Source organism: Streptomyces sp. NPDC058239 (assembly GCF_042882185.1).
GTDB lineage: Bacteria > Actinomycetota > Actinomycetes > Streptomycetales > Streptomycetaceae > Streptomyces.
In genome coordinates this window covers 41,375-53,444 of sequence record NZ_JBHVWS010000061.1, presented here as the reverse complement: position 1 = coordinate 53,444, position 12,070 = coordinate 41,375, and the positions used below count along the sequence as shown (strand labels likewise).

General features: G+C 65.2%; 23 protein-coding genes. All 23 read right to left on the bottom strand.

Annotation, left to right across the window (positions count from 1 at the left end; genetic code table 11):
* Positions 1 to 126: 126 nt before the first annotated feature.
* Positions 127 to 783 carry an adenylate kinase gene (locus ACFVYE_RS39955; RefSeq protein WP_114246103.1) on the bottom strand — a complete coding sequence of 219 codons (657 nt, stop codon included), beginning with the start codon at positions 781 to 783 and terminating at the stop codon, positions 127 to 129.
* Entirely contained in the window at positions 783 to 2,102 is a 1,320-nt protein-coding gene (gene secY / locus ACFVYE_RS39950; RefSeq protein WP_093540755.1) for a preprotein translocase subunit SecY, read from the bottom strand. The genes ACFVYE_RS39955 and secY overlap by 1 nt, the downstream gene beginning before the upstream one ends.
* Positions 2,103 to 2,317: 215 nt before the next feature.
* Positions 2,318 to 2,773: a 50S ribosomal protein L15 gene (rplO, locus tag ACFVYE_RS39945; protein ID WP_018550610.1), complete on the bottom strand. Its 456-nt coding sequence runs from the start codon at positions 2,771 to 2,773 to the stop codon at positions 2,318 to 2,320.
* A 1-nt stretch (position 2,774) separates the two neighbouring features.
* Positions 2,775 to 2,957, bottom strand: coding sequence for a 50S ribosomal protein L30 (gene rpmD / locus ACFVYE_RS39940; RefSeq protein ID WP_018550611.1), 183 nt, complete (start codon positions 2,955 to 2,957; stop codon positions 2,775 to 2,777).
* Entirely contained in the window at positions 2,957 to 3,562 is a 606-nt protein-coding gene (gene rpsE / locus ACFVYE_RS39935) for a 30S ribosomal protein S5 (protein WP_030914151.1), read from the bottom strand. The genes rpmD and rpsE overlap by 1 nt, the downstream gene beginning before the upstream one ends.
* Before the next feature lie 47 nt (positions 3,563 to 3,609).
* Positions 3,610 to 3,993, bottom strand: a complete 384-nt coding sequence (gene rplR / locus ACFVYE_RS39930; protein ID WP_093540756.1) for a 50S ribosomal protein L18 — start codon at positions 3,991 to 3,993, stop codon at positions 3,610 to 3,612.
* A gap of 2 nt (positions 3,994 to 3,995) precedes the next feature.
* Positions 3,996 to 4,535, bottom strand: a complete 540-nt coding sequence (gene rplF / locus ACFVYE_RS39925; RefSeq protein ID WP_030914145.1) for a 50S ribosomal protein L6 — start codon at positions 4,533 to 4,535, stop codon at positions 3,996 to 3,998.
* Between the two features lie 21 nt (positions 4,536 to 4,556).
* Positions 4,557 to 4,955 carry a 30S ribosomal protein S8 gene (rpsH, locus tag ACFVYE_RS39920; RefSeq protein WP_037688013.1) on the bottom strand — a complete coding sequence of 133 codons (399 nt, stop codon included), beginning with the start codon at positions 4,953 to 4,955 and terminating at the stop codon, positions 4,557 to 4,559.
* A gap of 224 nt (positions 4,956 to 5,179) precedes the next feature.
* A complete protein-coding gene (locus ACFVYE_RS39915; RefSeq protein WP_003948630.1) occupies positions 5,180 to 5,365 on the bottom strand; it encodes a type Z 30S ribosomal protein S14 in 186 nt (61 codons plus the stop codon).
* Positions 5,366 to 5,367: 2 nt separating this feature from the next.
* Positions 5,368 to 5,925 (bottom strand): 50S ribosomal protein L5, encoded by a 558-nt coding sequence (gene rplE / locus ACFVYE_RS39910; RefSeq protein ID WP_037688009.1) that lies wholly within the window; start codon positions 5,923 to 5,925, stop codon positions 5,368 to 5,370.
* Positions 5,925 to 6,248, bottom strand: a complete 324-nt coding sequence (gene rplX, locus ACFVYE_RS39905) for a 50S ribosomal protein L24 (protein WP_028439250.1) — start codon at positions 6,246 to 6,248, stop codon at positions 5,925 to 5,927. Before rplX ends, rplE begins: the two co-directional genes overlap by 1 nt.
* A gap of 2 nt (positions 6,249 to 6,250) precedes the next feature.
* On the bottom strand, positions 6,251 to 6,619 hold the full coding sequence (rplN, locus tag ACFVYE_RS39900; RefSeq protein ID WP_003966950.1) for a 50S ribosomal protein L14: 369 nt from the start codon (positions 6,617 to 6,619) through the stop codon (positions 6,251 to 6,253).
* Between the two features lie 107 nt (positions 6,620 to 6,726).
* Entirely contained in the window at positions 6,727 to 7,011 is a 285-nt protein-coding gene (gene rpsQ, locus ACFVYE_RS39895; RefSeq protein ID WP_030977953.1) for a 30S ribosomal protein S17, read from the bottom strand.
* Entirely contained in the window at positions 7,011 to 7,235 is a 225-nt protein-coding gene (gene rpmC / locus ACFVYE_RS39890; RefSeq protein ID WP_015035581.1) for a 50S ribosomal protein L29, read from the bottom strand. The genes rpsQ and rpmC overlap by 1 nt, the downstream gene beginning before the upstream one ends.
* A complete protein-coding gene (gene rplP / locus ACFVYE_RS39885) occupies positions 7,235 to 7,654 on the bottom strand; it encodes a 50S ribosomal protein L16 (protein ID WP_014047785.1) in 420 nt (139 codons plus the stop codon). Before rplP ends, rpmC begins: the two co-directional genes overlap by 1 nt.
* 5 nt (positions 7,655 to 7,659) lie before the next feature.
* The gene (gene rpsC / locus ACFVYE_RS39880; RefSeq protein ID WP_037688007.1) at positions 7,660 to 8,496 is read right to left on the bottom strand and encodes a 30S ribosomal protein S3; all 837 of its coding nucleotides are present in this window, start codon (positions 8,494 to 8,496) and stop codon (positions 7,660 to 7,662) included.
* Positions 8,496 to 8,843, bottom strand: a complete 348-nt coding sequence (rplV, locus tag ACFVYE_RS39875; RefSeq protein ID WP_004571827.1) for a 50S ribosomal protein L22 — start codon at positions 8,841 to 8,843, stop codon at positions 8,496 to 8,498. The genes rpsC and rplV overlap by 1 nt, the downstream gene beginning before the upstream one ends.
* A gap of 40 nt (positions 8,844 to 8,883) precedes the next feature.
* Entirely contained in the window at positions 8,884 to 9,165 is a 282-nt protein-coding gene (rpsS, locus tag ACFVYE_RS39870) for a 30S ribosomal protein S19 (RefSeq protein ID WP_003966956.1), read from the bottom strand.
* 12 nt (positions 9,166 to 9,177) lie between these two features.
* Positions 9,178 to 10,014, bottom strand: a complete 837-nt coding sequence (gene rplB / locus ACFVYE_RS39865; RefSeq protein ID WP_093773282.1) for a 50S ribosomal protein L2 — start codon at positions 10,012 to 10,014, stop codon at positions 9,178 to 9,180.
* A 39-nt stretch (positions 10,015 to 10,053) separates the two neighbouring features.
* Entirely contained in the window at positions 10,054 to 10,377 is a 324-nt protein-coding gene (gene rplW, locus ACFVYE_RS39860; protein WP_014154589.1) for a 50S ribosomal protein L23, read from the bottom strand.
* Positions 10,377 to 11,027 (bottom strand): 50S ribosomal protein L4, encoded by a 651-nt coding sequence (gene rplD / locus ACFVYE_RS39855; RefSeq protein ID WP_093897249.1) that lies wholly within the window; start codon positions 11,025 to 11,027, stop codon positions 10,377 to 10,379. Before rplD ends, rplW begins: the two co-directional genes overlap by 1 nt.
* A gap of 4 nt (positions 11,028 to 11,031) precedes the next feature.
* Positions 11,032 to 11,676, bottom strand: a complete 645-nt coding sequence (gene rplC / locus ACFVYE_RS39850) for a 50S ribosomal protein L3 (RefSeq protein ID WP_031080467.1) — start codon at positions 11,674 to 11,676, stop codon at positions 11,032 to 11,034.
* Positions 11,677 to 11,689: 13 nt separating this feature from the next.
* Positions 11,690 to 11,998, bottom strand: coding sequence for a 30S ribosomal protein S10 (rpsJ, locus tag ACFVYE_RS39845; RefSeq protein ID WP_003948644.1), 309 nt, complete (start codon positions 11,996 to 11,998; stop codon positions 11,690 to 11,692).
* Between the last annotated feature and the right edge of the window lie 72 nt (positions 11,999 to 12,070).

Genomic DNA, 12,070 nt, shown 5'->3' with positions numbered 1-12,070 from the left:
CCCTCTCTCATGGGCTCTGCTTAGATGGGGGGGGGGGGGGCCCTAAAAAACCCATCCGCCCAAAACCGCCGCCCGCGCCCCCCATGGACGCCGCGGCCGACTGCACAAGTACTGCGGGGTTTTCTCTCAGCCCTTGGCGGACTTGAGAGCCTCCATCGCCCGCTCGGTCACATCGGTGACCTTGCCGAGCGCGGAGATGGTGACCACCAGGTTCTGGGCCCTGTAGTAGTCGATGATCGGCTCGGTCTGCGTGTGGTAGACCTCCAGCCGAGTACGAACCGTGTCCTCGGTGTCGTCGTCGCGCTGGTACAACTCGCCGCCACAGGTGTCACAGACGCCCTCGGTCTTCGGCGGGTTGTACGTCACGTGAAAGACGTGCGAGCCGTCGTTCCGGCAGATCCGGCGGCCGGCGATGCGCTTGACCACCTCGTCCTCGGGGACCTCCAGGTCCAGGACCGCGTCCAGCTTGGTGCCCTCGTCCTTGAGCATGGCGTCAAGAGCCTCGGCCTGACCCACATTGCGCGGGAAGCCGTCCAGCAGGAAGCCGTTCTCGGCGTCCGGCTGGGACATGCGGTCCTTGGCCATCCCGATGGTGACCTCGTCCGGCACCAACTGCCCTGCGTCCATGAAGGCGCGGGCCTGCTTGCCAAGGTCGGTGCCCTGGCTGATGTTGGCACGGAAGAGATCGCCCGTGGAGATCTGCGGAATCGACAGGTTCTTGGCAAGGTACGCAGCCTGCGTTCCCTTGCCGGCACCGGGCGGCCCGACGAGGACGATTCGCATCAGCGGAGGAACCCTTCGTAATTGCGCTGCTGGAGCTGACTCTCGATCTGCTTCACGGTCTCCAGCCCCACACCCACGATAATCAGGATGCTCGTCCCGCCGAACGGGAAGTTGGCGTTCGCACCACCGAAGCCGGCCAACGCCATCGTCGGCACAAGAGCGATCAGACCCAAGTACAGCGAGCCCGGCCAAGTGATCCTGTTGAGCACGTAGCTCAGGTACTCGGCAGTAGGTCGACCAGCCCGGATACCCGGGATGAACCCACCATACTTCTTCATGTTGTCGGCGACTTCCTCGGGGTTGAACGAAATCGCCACATAGAAGAAGGCGAAGAAGACGATCAACAGGAAGTACGCCGTGATGTAGTACGGGTGGTCGCCCTTGACGAAGTTGTCCTTGATCCAGGTCGCCCAGCCCGCAGTGGAGTTGGAGAACTGGACGATCAGGGCCGGGATGTAGAGCAGCGAAGAAGCGAAGATGACGGGAATCACACCCGCCTGATTGACCTTCAGCGGAATGTACGTCGAGGTACCGCCGTACGACCTGCGGCCGATCATGCGCTTCGCATACTGCACCGGGATACGGCGCTGGGCCTGCTCGACGAAGACGACGAGGCCCACCATCACGAAGCCGATCAGGATGACGGTGCCGAACTCGATCCAGCCGTCGGCCAGCTTGCCGCTGGTCTTGATGGCCCACAGGGCGCCGGGGAAGCTGGCGGCGATCGAGATGAACATCAGGATCGACATGCCGTTGCCGATGCCGCGGTCGGTGATGAGCTCACCGAGCCACATGACGGCCGCGGTACCCGCGGTCATCGTGATCACCATGACGATGGTCGTGAAGATCGACTGGTTCGGCACGATCTGGTCGGCGACCGGGCAGCCGCTGAACAGCGCGCCACTGGTGGCGGTGGCCACCAGGCCGGTGCCCTGGAGGATGGCGAGCGCGACGGTCAGATAACGCGTGTACTGCGTGATCTTCGCCTGCCCGGACTGCCCCTCCTTCTTGAGCGCCTCGAGTCGGGGAATCACCACGGTCAGCAGCTGAAGAATGATGCTGGCCGTGATGTACGGCATGATGCCGAGCGCGAAGATCGTGATCTGCAGCAGTGCACCACCGCTGAACATGTTCACCAGGCCGAAGAGGCTGTTGTTGCCCTTGCTGGCCTGATCAACACAGGTCTGGACGTTCTCGTAGCTCACTCCCGGTACCGGGATGTGTGCCCCGAGCCGGTAGAGCACGATGATGCCGAGCGTGAAGAGCAGCTTCTTGCGCAGGTCGGGCGTCTTGAACGCCCGGGCGAACGCGGTGAGCACGGTGCCTCCTGCGACCCCCGCGCAATGCGTAGAGGTGACGGTCTTGAGGATCGACGAATACGTAACAGTCAAAGGTCCCCGGGCGGGCGCCCAGGGGGTTACCACACAACAACGCACGCCACCTTACCGGCGACCATGCCCACCTAGGAACGACCAACCGGGGATGCCCCATATGAGAGGCATCCCCGGTCGGATGTTCAGGCCATCGAGTTGTCTCAGACGAGCTCGGTGACGGTGCCGCCGGCGGCGGCAATCTTCTCCTTGGCGGAGCCGGAGACGGCGTCAACCGAAACCTGCAGTGCCACGGAGATCTCGCCCTGTCCGAGGACCTTGACGAGGTGGTTGTTGCGCACCGCACCCTTGGCGACCAGGTCGGCCACGGTGACCTCTCCACCCTCGGGGTAGAGCGTCGCGAGCTTGTCCAGGTTCACGACCTGGTACTCGGTGCGGAACGGGTTCTTGAAGCCCTTGAGCTTCGGGAGACGCATGTGGAGGGGCATCTGCCCACCCTCGAAGCGCTCCGGAACCTGGTAACGGGCCTTGGTGCCCTTGGTGCCACGACCGGCGGTCTTACCCTTGGACGCCTCACCACGACCCACACGGGTCTTGGCGGTCTTGGCGCCCGGGGCGGGCCGGAGGTCATGGGCCTTCAGCGGCTTGTTCTCCGCCATGTCAGTCGACCTCCTCAACCGTCACGAGGTGGCGGACGGTGTGCACCATTCCGCGGAACTCGGGGCGGTCCTCCTTGACAACCACGTCGTGCAGGCGCTTGAGCCCGAGCGAACGAAGGGTGTCGCGGTGGTTCTGCTTGCTGCCGATGTACGACTTCGTCTGCGTGATCTTGAGGCGAGCCATTACGCACCCGCTCCCGCACGTGCACGAAGCAGAGCCGCGGGGGCGACGTCCTCGAGGGGCAGACCACGGCGAGCCGCGATCTCCTCGGGACGCTGCAGGCCCTTGAGGGCCGCCACGGTCGCGTGCACGATGTTGATCGCGTTGTCGGAGCCGAGCGACTTCGACAGGATGTCGTGAACGCCGGCGCACTCCAGAACGGCGCGCACCGGGCCACCGGCGATAACACCGGTACCGGGGGAAGCAGGCTTCAGCAGGACGACGCCCGCAGCCTTCTCGCCCTGGATCGGGTGAGGAATGGTGCCCTGGATACGCGGAACCTTGAAGAAGTTCTTCTTGGCTTCTTCCACGCCCTTGGCAATGGCCGCGGGAACTTCCTTGGCCTTGCCGTAGCCGACACCGACGGTGCCGTCACCATCGCCCACCACGACCAGCGCGGTGAAGCTGAAGCGACGACCACCCTTCACAACCTTGGCGACGCGGTTGATCGCGACAACGCGCTCAACGTACGCGGTCTTCTCGGCGGCAGCTGCGCCGCCGTCACGGCCCTTCCGGTCCCGCCGCTCGCCGCCACCGGCACCGCTTCCGCGGCGCTGGGGTCCAGCCATTGGATTTACCTCTCTCTGTTACGTCCGCTGTGCGTAGGAACCGGGGCTTAGAACTTCAGCCCGGCTTCACGGGCGGCGTCAGCCAGAGCGGCAATCCGCCCGGCGTACTGGTTACCACCGCGGTCAAACACGACGGCCTCGACGCCTGCGGCCTTGGCACGCTCAGCGACCAGGGCGCCGACCTGCTTGGCCTGGGTGCTCTTGTCGCCCTCGCCACCACGGATGGAGACGTCCAGGGTCGACGCCGACGCGAGCGTGTGGCCCGCGATGTCGTCGATGACCTGAGCGACCATGTGGCGGTTGGACCGCGTCACGACCAAGCGCGGACGCTCCGGCGAACCGGAGATGTGCTTGCGGACACGGATGTGGCGACGCTTGAGGGCGGCACGCTTGTAGGCGTCGCCCTTGGCGATCTTTACGCCGTATGCCATGGCTACTTACCAGCCTTTCCGACCTTGCGGCGGATGACCTCGCCGGCGTACTTGACGCCCTTGGCCTTGTACGGGTCAGGCTTCCGCAGCTTGCGGATCTTGGCCGCGGTCTCGCCGACCTTCTGCTTGTCGATGCCCTCGACGGAGAACTTCGTGGGGGACTCCACCTTGAAGGTGATGCCCTCCGGGGCCTCGATCAGGATCGGGTGGCTGTAGCCCAGGGCGAACTCCAGGTTGGAGCCCTTCGCCTGGACGCGGTAACCGACACCACTGATCTCGAGCGCCTTGGTGTATCCCTGGGTCACACCGGTGATCATGTTCGCCACCAGCGTGCGGGACAGGCCGTGAAGGGCCTTGTTCTGACGCTCGTCGTTCGGGCGGACGACGTTCAGAACGCCGTCCTCACCCTTGGTGACCTCGATCGGCGACGCAACGGTGTGCGAGAGGGTGCCCTTGGGGCCCTTCACTGCGACCGTACGGCCATCGATGGTGACGTCCACACCGGCGGGAACCTGGATGGGGAGCTTGCCGATTCGCGACATGAGCTATTCCTCCGTTCCCGACTACCAGACGTAGGCGAGGACTTCCCCACCTACGCCCTTCTTGCTGGCCTGCTGGCCGGTCAGGAGACCGTGGGACGTGGAGATGATCGCCACGCCCAGGCCGCCGAGGACCTTCGGCAGGTTGGTGGACTTTGCGTATACACGCAGACCCGGCTTCGAGATTCGCTTGATGCCGGCGATCGAGCGCTCGCGGTTCGGGCCGAACTTCAGCTCGAGGACGAGGTTCTTACCAACCTCGGCGTCCTCGACCTTCCAGCCGGTGATGAAGCCCTCCTGCTGGAGGATCTCCGCGATGTGCGACTTGATCTTGCTGTGCGGCATCACGACGGAGTCGTGGTACGCCGAGTTCGCGTTACGCAGACGCGTGAGCATGTCTGCGATGGGATCAGTCATGGTCATGAATTGGCCTTCGGCCTCTCTCGCCGGGGTTTCCTGTATGCGCCATCCCTCTCCCTACTCAGAGGCAGGACGGGTGCGGTGCGGGGACCTACGGCGTAGTAAGTCGGTCTTGGGCGGCAGGCGCCCAACCCCACAAGCCTACGGCATGTGAGGGCGGGCTCCTGCCGACCAGATGCTTACCGAGAGCTTCCGTCAATTCCCAACGCCCAGAGGGCGAAGGAGAATTACCAGGAGCTCTTGGTCACGCCCGGCAGCTCGCCACGGTGAGCCATCTCACGAAGGCACACGCGGCACAGGCCGAACTTGCGGTAGACGGAGTGGGGCCGGCCGCAGCGCTGGCAGCGGGTGTACCCGCGAACGCCGAACTTCGGCTTACGGGCGGCCTTAGCGATCAGAGCCTTCTTCGCCACGGTCAGTTCTCCTTGAACGGGAAGCCGAGGTGACGAAGGAGGGCACGACCCTCGTCGTCATTGGTCGCCGTGGTGACCACGGTGATGTCCATGCCCCGGACCCGGTCGATCTTGTCCTGGTCGATCTCGTGGAACATGACCTGCTCCGTGAGACCGAAGGTGTAGTTGCCACGGCCGTCGAACTGCTTCGGCGACAGGCCACGGAAGTCACGGATACGCGGCAGCGCGAGCGACAGCGTACGGTCCAGGAACTCCCACATCCGGTCACCACGAAGGGTGACGTGGCAGCCGATCGGCTGACCCTCGCGCAGCTTGAACTGCGCGATGGACTTGCGGGCCTTGGTGACAGCCGGCTTCTGGCCGGTGATCGTGGTGAGGTCGCGCACGGCGCCATCGATCAGCTTGGAGTCGCGGGCGGCGTCGCCCACACCCATGTTGACCACGATCTTGACCAGGCCGGGAATCTGCATGACGTTCTCGTACGAGAACTCCTCACGCAGCTTGCCGGCGATTTCCTCGCGGTAGCGCGTCTTGAGACGCGGCGCAGTGGTGGCAGTCATCAGATGTCCTCACCGGTCCGCTTGGCAACGCGGATCTTCTTGCCCTCGTCGTCAAAGCGGTAGCCGACGCGGGTGACGACCTTGTTGCCGTCCTTCTCCACGACCAGCTGAACGTTGCTGACGTGAATCGGGGCCTCGGTGGTGACAATGCCACCCGTCTGCGAGCCGCGAGCCGTCTGACCGGCCTTGGTGTGCTTCTTGACCCGGTTGACACCCTCGACGAGGACGCGGTCCTGAGCGGGGTAGGCCACGATGACCTTGCCCTGCTTGCCCTTGTCCTTACCGGTGATGACCTGAACCAGGTCGCCCTTCTTGATCTTCATGCTTACAGCACCTCCGGCGCGAGCGAGATGATCTTCATGAACTTCTTCTCGCGCAGCTCACGGCCCACCGGGCCGAAGATACGGGTGCCGCGGGGGTCGCCGTCGTTCTTCAGAATGACGGCGGCGTTCTCGTCGAAGCGGATGTACGAGCCATCCTGACGACGACGCTCCTTGACGGTGCGAACGATGACGGCCTTGACGACGTCACCCTTCTTCACGTTGCCACCGGGGATCGCGTCCTTGACGGTGGCGACGATGACGTCACCGATGCCCGCGTAGCGGCGACCCGAACCACCGAGAACACGGATGGTGAGGATTTCCTTCGCACCCGTGTTGTCGGCGACGCGAAGTCGCGACTCCTGCTGGATCACGTCTATCTCCTGATCGTCTGCCGGTTCCCGGCGGGGGCCACTCCGTTACCGGAGCGGACCCCCACCGAGCCTGGCGGAACTTGCCTGAGGGGAATGCCCCTCAGGAATTACTTGGCCTTCTCGAGGATCTCGACGACGCGCCACCGCTTCGTGGCGGACAGCGGCCGGGTCTCCATCAGGAGGACGCGGTCGCCGACGCCTGCGGCGTTCTGCTCGTCGTGCGCCTTGAGCTTGTTCGTACGGCGGATGACCTTGCCGTACAGCGCGTGCTTGACACGGTCCTCGACAGCGACGACGACGGTCTTGTCCATCTTGTCGCTGACGACCAGACCCTCACGGGTCTTGCGGAAACCGCGGTCGGTGTTCGTCTCAGTCACAGTCTTCTCGCTCATCAGGCGCTCTCCACCGTCTCGATGCCCAGCTCGCGCTCGCGCATCAGGGTGTAGATCCGGGCGATGTCCTTACGGACGGACTTGAGCCGGCCGTGGTTCTCGAGCTGCCCGGTCGCCGCCTGGAAGCGGAGGTTGAACAGCTCTTCCTTGGCCTCGCGGAGCTTGTTGAGGAGCTCCTCGTTGCCCAGCTCGCGCAGCTCGGACGCCTTGGTACCGGCCGACATCACGACTCACCTGCCTCGCGCCGAACGATCCGGCACTTCATCGGAAGCTTGTGAGCAGCGCGGGTAAGCGCCTCACGAGCAATCTTCTCGTTCGGGTAGGACAGCTCGAACATCACCCGACCCGGCTTGACGTTCGCGATCCACCACTCGGGAGAACCCTTACCGGAACCCATGCGGGTCTCGGCAGGCTTCTTCGTCAGGGGGCGGTCCGGGTAGATGTTGATCCAGACCTTGCCGCCACGCTTGATGTGGCGGGTCATCGCGATACGAGCTGCCTCGATCTGACGGTTCGTCACGTACGCCGGGGTCAGCGCCTGGATGCCGTACTCGCCGAACGCAACCTGCGTGCCACCCTTGGACATACCGCTGCGCTTCGGGTGGTGCTGCTTGCGGTGCTTGACCCTACGGGGGATCAGCATTTCGGTCAGGCCTCCGTTCCGGTGCTCTCAGCCGGAGCAGCGGCGGCGGGAGCGTCGGCCTTGGGGGCCTCGGCTGCCGGCGCGGACTGCTGCGGCTTGCGACCGCGACCGCCACGCTCGCCACCGCGGCCACCACGGCCGGCCGGGCGGTCAGCGCCGCCACGGGCCGGGCGGTTGCCAGCGCGGGCAGCAGCGTTCTCGGCGCGGACCTCGGCGATGTTCTTGACATCGCCCTTGTAGATCCAGACCTTCACACCGATGCGGCCGAAGGTCGTCTTGGCCTCGAAGAAGCCGTAGTCGACGTTCGCGCGGAGCGTGTGCAGGGGCACACGGCCCTCGCGGTAGAACTCCGAGCGGGACATCTCGGCGCCGCCGAGGCGGCCACCGCACTGGATCTTGATGCCCTTGGCGCCGGCCTTCATCGAGCTCTGCATGCTCTTGCGCATGGCACGACGGAAGGAGACGCGGGAGGAGAGCTGCTCGGCGACGGCCTGGGCCACCAGCTGAGCGTCCACCTCGGGGTTCTTGACCTCGAGGATGTTCAGCTGGACCTGCTTGCCGGTCAGCTTCTCCAGCTCGCCACGGATGCGGTCGGCCTCGGCGCCACGGCGACCGATGACGATGCCCGGGCGGGCGGTGTGGATGTCAACGCGGACGCGGTCGCGGGTGCGCTCGATCTCAACCTTCGAGATGCCGGCCCGCTCCATGCCCTTCGTCATCATGCGACGAATGGCGACGTCTTCCTTGACGTAGTCCTTGTACAGCTTGTCGGCGTACCAACGGGACTTGAAGTCCGTGGTGATGCCGAGCCGGAACCCGTGCGGGTTTACCTTCTGGCCCATTACCGGGTTCCTTCCTTGCTGCTGACGACCACGGTGATGTGGCTGGTCCGCTTACGGATCCGGTAGGCACGGCCCTGAGCACGCGGACGGAACCGCTTCAGGGTCGGGCCCTCGTCCACGTACGCCTCGCTGATGACCAGCGAAGAGGCGTCGGTGTGGTCGTAGTTGTGTGCAGCGTTGGCAATGGCGCTGTCAAGCACCTTGCCAACCGGCACGCTCGCGGCCTGCGGGGCGAAACGCAGGACCGCCTGAGCCTCCGTGGCATCCATGCCACGGATGAGGTCCACCACGCGGCGGGCCTTCATGGGCGTGACGCGGATGTACCGCGCCTGGGCCCTGGCTTCCATGGTTGTCCCTTCGGTGTAAGTCATAGTCAGTCACCCCGCGTTAGCGGCGCTTCGACTTCCGGTCGTCCTTGACGTGGCCGCGGAAGGTGCGAGTCGGCGAGAACTCGCCGAGCTTGTGGCCGACCATCGACTCGGTGACGAACACCGGGACGTGAATCTTGCCGTTGTGCACCGCGATGGTGTGACCCAGCATGGCCGGGACGATCATCGAGCGACGGGACCAGGTCTTGATGACGTTCTTGGTGCCTGCCTCGTTCTGTACGTCCACCTTCTTGATGAGGTGGCCGTCGACGAAGGGCCCCTTCTTGAGACTGCGCGGCATCTAAACCCGCTCCTAGCGCTTCTTGTTCGTCTTGCGGCGGCGGACGATGTACTTGCTCGATGCCTTCTTCGGCGAGCGAGTACGACCCTCCTTCTGACCCCACGGCGAGACCGGGTGGCGACCACCGGAGGTCTTGCCCTCACCACCACCGTGCGGGTGGTCAACCGGGTTCATCGCGACACCGCGGACGGTCGGGCGAACGCCCTTCCAGCGCATGCGGCCGGCCTTGCCCCAGTTGATGTTCGACTGCTCGGCGTTGCCGACCTCGCCGATCGTGGCGCGGCAGCGGGCGTCGACCAGGCGGATCTCACCCGACGGCATACGAAGGTGGGCCATGGTGCCCTCCTTCGCCAGCAGCTGCACGGAGGCACCCGCGGAACGGGCGAACTTCGCGCCGCCGCCGGGCCGCAGCTCGATGGCGTGGATGGTCGTACCGACCGGGATGTTGCGCAGCGCCAGGTTGTTGCCGGGCTTGATGTCGGCGGCCGGGCCGTTCTCGACACGGTCGCCCTGCGTCAGGCCACGCGGCGCGATGATGTAGCGCTTCTCGCCGTCCGCGTAGTGCAGGAGCGCGATGCGCGCGGTGCGGTTCGGGTCGTACTCGATGTGCGCGACCTTGGCCGGCACGCCGTCCTTGTCGTGACGACGGAAGTCGATCACTCGGTAGGCGCGCTTGTGGCCACCGCCCTGGTGGCGAACGGTCACACGACCGGCGTTGTTACGGCCGCCCTTGCTGTGCAGGGGGCGGACCAGCGACTTCTCCGGCGTGGACCGCGTGATCTCGACAAAGTCGGCGACGCTGGAGCCACGACGGCCCGGGGTCGTCGGCTTGTACTTGCGGATACCCATTTCTCAGTCCTCGTCCGATTCCGGACGACTCGACCTCCGTCAGGAGGTCGGGCCGCCGAAGATGTCGATACGGTCGCCCTCGGCGAGGGTCACGATGGCGCGCTTGGTGTCAGCGCGCTTGCCGAAACCGGTCTTGGTGCGCTTGCGCTTACCCTGCCGGTTGATCGTGTTGACCCCGGTGACCTTGACCGAGAAGACCGCTTCCACGGCCTGCTTGATCTGGGTCTTGTTGGAGCCGGGCGCGACGATGAACGTGTACTTGTTCTCGTCGAGCAGCGCGTAGCTCTTCTCGGAAACGACCGGCTTGACGAGAACGTCGCGCGGGTCCGAGTAGGTCTTGCTGGTAACGGTCGCCTCGCTCATCAGGCGTCGCTCCCTTCGGTCTCAGCGGTCTGGGGGCCAGACACGAAGGACTCGAAGGCGGCCTGGGTGAAGACCACGTCGTCAGAGACGATCACGTCGTACGTGTTCAGCTGGCCCGGCTCCAGGATGTGCACCTGGGGCAGGTTGCGGGCGGACAGCCACGCGGCCTCGTCGGCGCGGTCGACGACCAGGAGCAGGTTCTTGCGCTCCGAGATCTTGCCGAACAGCGTCTTGGCGGCCTTCGTGGAGACTGCACCGTCGACCACGCCGGTGACGACGTGGATACGGGAGTGGCGTGCCCGGTCGGAGAGGGCACCGCGCAGGGCGGCGGCCTTCATCTTCTTCGGGGTCCGCTGCGAGTAGTCACGCGGCTGCGGGCCGTGGACGACGCCACCGCCGGCGAACTGCGGCGCACGGGTCGAACCCTGGCGCGCGCGGCCGGTGCCCTTCTGGCGGTACGGCTTGCGGCCACCACCACGGACTTCGCCGCGGGTCTTGGTCTTGTGCGTGCCCTGACGGGCAGCTGCCAGCTGTGCGACGACGACCTGGTGGATCAGCGGAACGCTGGTCTTCGCGTCGAAGATCTCCGAGGGGAGCTCGACGGTACCGGCCTTGTCGCCTGCCGGCGAAAGGATGTCAATGGTGCTCATTACCTCAAGCCCCCTTGGCCGCGGTACGGACCAGGACGAGGCCGCCGTTCGGACCGGGGACTGCGCCCTTGATGAGGAGCAGACCCTTCTCCGCGTCAACCGCGTGGATGGTCAGGTTCTGGGTGGTGACACGCTCGTTGCCCATGCGACCCGCCATGCGCATGCCCTTGAAGACACGGCCGGGGGTGGCACAGCCACCGATGGAGCCGGGCATGCGGTGCACACGGTGGGCACCGTGGGACGCCTTGCCACCCTTGAAGTTGTGACGCTTCATCACACCGGCGAAGCCCTTGCCCTTGCTCTTGCCCGTGACGTCAACCTTGACGCCGGACTCGAACACCTCGGCAGTGACCTCCTGGCCCAGCGTGTACTCGCTGGCGTCAGGGGTGCGGAGCTCCACCAGGTGGCGGCGCGGGGTCACGTCGGCCTTGGCGAAGTGGCCCTTGAGGGGCTTGTTCACCTTGCGCGGGTCGATCTCGCCGAAGGCGATCTGGACCGACTCGTAGCCGTCGCTGTCGTTGGTGCGGACCTGGGTGACGACGCAGGGCCCGGCCTTGACGACGGTCACCGGGACGACCCGGTTGTTCTCGTCCCAGACCTGGGTCATGCCGAGCTTCTCGCCCAGGACGCCCTTAATGTTCTTAGCCATCTCGCGCGTCACCTCAGAGCTTGATCTCGATGTCGACGCCCGCCGGCAGGTCGAGACGCATCAGCGAGTCAACCGTCTTCGGCGTGGGGTCGAGGATGTCGATGAGGCGCTTGTGCGTGCGCATCTCGAAGTGCTCGCGCGAGTCCTTGTACTTGTGCGGCGACTTGATGACGCAGTACACGTTCTTCTCAGTGGGCAGCGGCACCGGGCCCGCGACCGACGCACCAGTGCGGGTCACCGTCTCGACGATCTTCTTCGCCGAGGAGTCGATGACCTCGTGGTCGTAGGCCTTGAGCCGGATGCGGATCTTCTGTCCCGCCATGGCTACTAGTAGTCCTGTCTCTCGTAACGCTCTGGAACCCGGGGGTTCTAAGGACTCCGTCTCCGACCCACG

Bases quoted from the DNA above. Each gene is read 5' to 3' on its own strand.
- rplF (WP_030914145.1), bottom strand. From the start codon at position 4,535: ATGTCGCGAATCGGCAAGCTCCCCATCCAGGTTCCCGCCGGTGTGGAC.
- rpmC (WP_015035581.1), bottom strand. From the start codon at position 7,235: ATGTCGGCCGGTACCAAGGCGTCCGAGCTGCGCGAGCTGGGCAACGAG.
- rplC (WP_031080467.1), bottom strand. From the start codon at position 11,676: ATGGCTAAGAACATTAAGGGCGTCCTGGGCGAGAAGCTCGGCATGACC.
- rplD (WP_093897249.1), bottom strand. From the start codon at position 11,027: ATGAGCACCATTGACATCCTTTCGCCGGCAGGCGACAAGGCCGGTACC.
- rplE (WP_037688009.1), bottom strand. From the start codon at position 5,925: ATGACTGCCACCACTGCGCCGCGTCTCAAGACGCGCTACCGCGAGGAA.
- rpmD (WP_018550611.1), bottom strand. From the start codon at position 2,957: ATGGCTCGCCTCAAGATCACGCAGACGAAGTCGTACATCGGCAGCAAG.
- rplR (WP_093540756.1), bottom strand. From the start codon at position 3,993: ATGGCATACGGCGTAAAGATCGCCAAGGGCGACGCCTACAAGCGTGCC.
- rplX (WP_028439250.1), bottom strand. From the start codon at position 6,248: ATGAAGATCAAGAAGGGCGACCTGGTTCAGGTCATCACCGGTAAGGAC.
- rpsJ (WP_003948644.1), bottom strand. From the start codon at position 11,998: ATGGCGGGACAGAAGATCCGCATCCGGCTCAAGGCCTACGACCACGAG.
- rpsE (WP_030914151.1), bottom strand. From the start codon at position 3,562: ATGGCTGGACCCCAGCGCCGCGGAAGCGGTGCCGGTGGCGGCGAGCGG.
- rplP (WP_014047785.1), bottom strand. From the start codon at position 7,654: ATGCTGATCCCCCGTAGGGTCAAGCACCGCAAGCAGCACCACCCGAAG.
- rplV (WP_004571827.1), bottom strand. From the start codon at position 8,843: ATGGAAGCCAGGGCCCAGGCGCGGTACATCCGCGTCACGCCCATGAAG.
- rpsH (WP_037688013.1), bottom strand. From the start codon at position 4,955: ATGACCATGACTGATCCCATCGCAGACATGCTCACGCGTCTGCGTAAC.
- rpsS (WP_003966956.1), bottom strand. From the start codon at position 9,165: ATGCCGCGCAGTCTCAAGAAGGGGCCCTTCGTCGACGGCCACCTCATC.
- rpsC (WP_037688007.1), bottom strand. From the start codon at position 8,496: ATGGGCCAGAAGGTAAACCCGCACGGGTTCCGGCTCGGCATCACCACG.
- rpsQ (WP_030977953.1), bottom strand. From the start codon at position 7,011: ATGAGCGAGAAGACTGTGACTGAGACGAACACCGACCGCGGTTTCCGC.
- rplW (WP_014154589.1), bottom strand. From the start codon at position 10,377: ATGAGCGAGGCGACCGTTACCAGCAAGACCTACTCGGACCCGCGCGAC.
- rplO (WP_018550610.1), bottom strand. From the start codon at position 2,773: ATGGCGGAGAACAAGCCGCTGAAGGCCCATGACCTCCGGCCCGCCCCG.
- ACFVYE_RS39955 (WP_114246103.1), bottom strand. From the start codon at position 783: ATGCGAATCGTCCTCGTCGGGCCGCCCGGTGCCGGCAAGGGAACGCAG.
- rplB (WP_093773282.1), bottom strand. From the start codon at position 10,014: ATGGGTATCCGCAAGTACAAGCCGACGACCCCGGGCCGTCGTGGCTCC.